Annotated in this window: 3 protein-coding genes and 1 pseudogene; all 4 read left to right on the forward strand. The window is 30.2% G+C overall.

Annotated elements, in window-relative coordinates; all coding sequences use genetic code 11:
• Positions 1-1,033 (forward strand): hypothetical protein (locus ACOTX3_RS25740; RefSeq protein WP_421634995.1); only part of this gene is annotated, 1,033 nt, incomplete at its 5' end.
• Between the two features lie 596 nt (positions 1,034-1,629).
• Complete coding sequence (locus tag ACOTX3_RS25745; protein WP_094762251.1) at positions 1,630-3,042, forward strand: hypothetical protein; 1,413 nt, start codon at positions 1,630-1,632, stop codon at positions 3,040-3,042.
• 259 nt (positions 3,043-3,301) lie between these two features.
• A complete protein-coding gene (mobC, locus tag ACOTX3_RS25750) occupies positions 3,302-3,649 on the forward strand; it encodes a plasmid mobilization relaxosome protein MobC (protein WP_048216462.1) in 348 nt (115 codons plus the stop codon).
• A 1-nt stretch (position 3,650) separates the two neighbouring features.
• Positions 3,651-4,143, forward strand: a pseudogene (locus tag ACOTX3_RS25755) (hypothetical protein); the annotation flags it as partial.

A 4,143-nucleotide genomic window follows, 5' to 3' on the forward strand; every position in this document is an offset into this window, starting at 1 on the left:
ATACACTGTATATTTAGATAAAAGAGATCGTGGGTTGGTAAATAACTACTCTGAAATAATTAATTATGAAAATAATTTATCAAGTCCATTTGAAGAGAAAGAAAATAAAAATACATTAACCAACAAACCAAAAACCAATATTCCAGAAGATAAAAAACAATTTATTGAAAATATTAATACTGAAATAATGGCATTAATTATTAATGAAGAGTTGGAAAATAGAGATCAAACCATCAAACATATTGAAAATATGAAAGGTGTTAAAATAAACAGAATACGAAAAAATCAAATATCAATTAAATCTGATTTGTTTGATGACGATAAACCCATTGTCCTGAAAGGAGATATATATGAAGAGGGAAGAGATTACAGCGATTATAGAAAAGAATTCAACCCAAAACCTACAAGAGATCCAGAGTTTGTTAGAGAAAAACTCACAGAGCTTAAAAGAACATTTGCAGAAAGAATTGAAAAACGAGAAATCAGAAATAGATCAAAGTTTAAAAAACCATCGTTCAAAAATATATCAGAAAATAGACAAAGTATTCAAAGAGAAGATCAAGATATTGGATATAAATATACTAACGGCGATTTTATCAATGTTAGTAATAACGATGGTTTTTCAGGTATGTATATTCGCACTGATAATATGGAGATTGTAAACAATGAGTCAATTAATACAGAATATAAAACTAAAACAGCAACAGAAGAAACAGCAGGAACTACAAGAGCAAGAGATATTGAAAAAATTAATCAGCAACAACAATTTGTTAGTTCGAGACTTGAAGAAGCTGGAAGAAAACAACAGCAATTCAGAAAGTCGATTGATACAACTGAAGGAAGATTTGGAGTATGTAGAAGATCTGTACACTCAATTATTTCTACTTTTGGAAGATACATACGAACGTTTTCAGCATATACAAGGAAGAATGAACACAGGCAAAAATTCGAAAAAAGACGAAAAATCGAAGAAGAAAAACTCAAAATCAAAAATCAGGGAAGTTACAACAGAAGACGATATAAACCATATTAAAAATATGATGACAACACTACTAGATCACTATGATAAAACTTTAACCGTGAACAAGTGAGAGCCAGCCGTCAGGCTGGTTCTTGCTTGTGAGGGGTTGACCTGTCCGGTAGGACGGTTTTCTGTCATAAGGTGTCATAGTGTCATAAAAACCACAAAAGAAAACGTCATATGTTTTGCAGAAAAACCATGACAACAAAAGTCAAAACAAAAAACATGATATTTTCTGACAAATGAGGGCTGAAAATTGCCTGTTTTCTTTAAAATCCATTTTGTCAGAAAAGTTCTGACATTCTGACAAGTTAATTTTCCTTTTATAATCAATATATTACATTTTTTGTCATTAGCTTTGTCAAAAGAGTACTGATTTTTTCTGACAAATCTCTGACAAAATTTTTTTTTAATCCTTTAAAATCAATAGTTTACAAGATTTGTCAGAATGTCAGAGTGTCAAACAGGGGGGGGGTGGTATGTTTTTGGCAGTGCATTTTTTGGGGTTAAAATCCGACAAAATAAAAAATGTCTGATTTTTTTAATGTAAACATTTGACAAGTTAAAATCCTATGTTATAACTGTATATATAATAGGAGGATTTAATTATGATAAGATTGAAAAAGGTATTTAATTTAACAGAAGAAGAAATAGTTTTAACGAACGAAATAGCAGAAGCAATTAGCAAAGAGCCAAAAGTAGAAACTCACGAAGTGAATATAAATTTTATTGATGTTTTACCTATAATACCAAACCCCCATAATTTAGGTTTATCAGAAAATATAGATCCATTATCTTTGATATATTCTAAATTTGTTAGTGAAACCGACATACCCCCAGCTTTACCGATATTTTCATTTTTAAGCTATTTAAGTGCTTTTAGTGTTAATAACAATATAATGTATAAGCATCCTACAAGCCCAGCGGATTACTTAAATACTTGGACTTTAATACTTGCACCTTCTGGTGCAGCAAAAACCACATCAGCAAAAATTATTGAAAGTTCTATACCAAAAGATATAGAAGAAAAGCCAATGATTAGACCTAATTTTGAAGGTGCTGACGGTTCGGCAGCATTCATTTCAGAGTTAGCAAAAGCAGAAAAGAAAATTGATAATTTCGGAAAACCAATACAGCCGATTTTCTGGATAGAAGACGAATACTCCCAGTTTATGAAAAAATTAATGCCGGGAGGTTCTATGGTTGAAACCAGAAAAACAATGTTAAAGATCCATGATAATGATAAAGCCCGTAGAGTTACGAAGAACGATACTATTGAAACTGAAAGTATCGTTATGAGTGGTTTATTTTTGAATACTATTGATAGTTTTGCAAGAAACTTTGATCAGGAAAGTATTAATGATGGATTAGGAAGAAGACACAATTTTGTTTATGCAGAAAGAGGTGAAAAAGTTGTCCCAACTTGGACAGTGGAAGAAATAATCGAATCACTCAAAGAGGGATTAGATAATTTCTTTTCAACTGTAAAAACAAATGTAATTTATACATATTCACCAGAATGCAGAAAAATCTATGACCATTTTTATATGGTTTACAAAGAAAAATTTGATCACATATTAGGGGAGGAAACAAACGGAACATTTTTCAGAACATATTTTATGTTAAGTTGGAAATATGCAGCAATATATCATATTTTGCTGAAAGAAGAAGGAACCGAAATTCAGGCAAAATCTTTTGACTATGGCATAAAAGTTTCATTAATGTTTTTATCCAGTATAAAAAGATTTTTAGATTACAAAGTAGATTTAAAATCTGGTGCCAAAGAAGTTAGAAAGGAATATTTAAAAAAAGCAGCAGAAAAAGAATTAAACAACTTGCAAAAATACAAAGATTTTTTGCTTGATAATGTAGAAATTACATTGCGAGATTTTAATAGAAAATTTAGTCTTAAAAAGGTTGAGAGTTTAAAAGTCCTTAAAACAATCAGAGAAAACAAATTAATAAAATACCATCCATTGTTTGAAGTTTTGGCAAAAGAAGAAGCCAAAGCGAAAAAATAACTACCGCCTTCACTTCGTTCAGTTGGTCAACCCCTCACAAAAAAGCCATTTTACAAATGGCTTTATTTGTTCACGGTTATATATAAAACCCAAATTTAAATTGATTATTTTTTATTCAGCTATTGACTTAATTTTTATATGTATTAATTAATATATAAGTGGAAAACTATATAACAGCAAGCTCAGACAATACTTCGTATTGTCGCTTGTGAGGGGTTCCCCCTTCAATCCCCTTAAAACCCAACACAGGAGGCTTACAGTGAGCTACAAGGATAGATACCATAGGAAGCACAGCGTCACGCTATGCTTCAATGACGAAGAATTTGCACAGGTTGAAGAACTGGCTTCTATGCTGAAAAAGCCAAGGGCGAAAGCCATAAGGGAGTTAATACTCAATAAAGAGTTTAAACTCAAAAAAGAAATTTCCAAAAATGAAAATGGTGATGTGTATTATCAGCTTCATAAAATAGGTGTTAATATTAACCAGATAGCAAGAGCAATAAATACTGATATTGATAAATTTATTTCCCATGAGTTTGCAGAAGATTTTATAAATTTATTCGAAGAAATAACAAATGAGATAGAAGATATTAAAAGGAGAATTTAATATGTATCATAAAATAATAGGAGGTAAAAAAAGCAAAGGCCAAAGGAATATAAAAAAAAGTATTGAATATTTATTGAGAGAGAAAAAACCAGAACAACAGAAAGACATAAAAATATTATCAACAACCACAAAACAAGACCTAATCAATTTTGAAAATTATATTTTAGATAAAAACAAATCAAACCCATACGTGTGTGGTGTTTTATCATTTGAAGAAAAATCCATATCAGAAGAATTAAAAACTAAATTAATCACAGAGTTTGAAGATATTTTATTTGCAGGGATTGAACAAGAAAACAGACCTCCAGTTATGTGGGTAGAACACAACGACAAGGGCAGGGTAGAATTAAATTATTTAACATTTAACAGCTTACAAGACAGAAGATCATACACTGTATATTTAGATAAAAGAGATCGTGGGTTGGTAAATAACTACTCTGAAATAATTAATTATGAAAATAATTTATCAAGTCCATTTGAAGAGAAAGAAAATA

The sequence above is a fragment of the Enterobacter cloacae complex sp. IR5384 genome (assembly GCF_049237265.1).
GTDB classification, from domain to species: Bacteria; Pseudomonadota; Gammaproteobacteria; order Enterobacterales; family Enterobacteriaceae; genus Enterobacter; species Enterobacter cloacae.

Coding starts and splice junctions, on each gene's coding strand:
- ACOTX3_RS25745 (WP_094762251.1), top strand. CDS start 1,630: ATGATAAGATTGAAAAAGGTATTTAATTTAACAGAAGAAGAAATAGTT.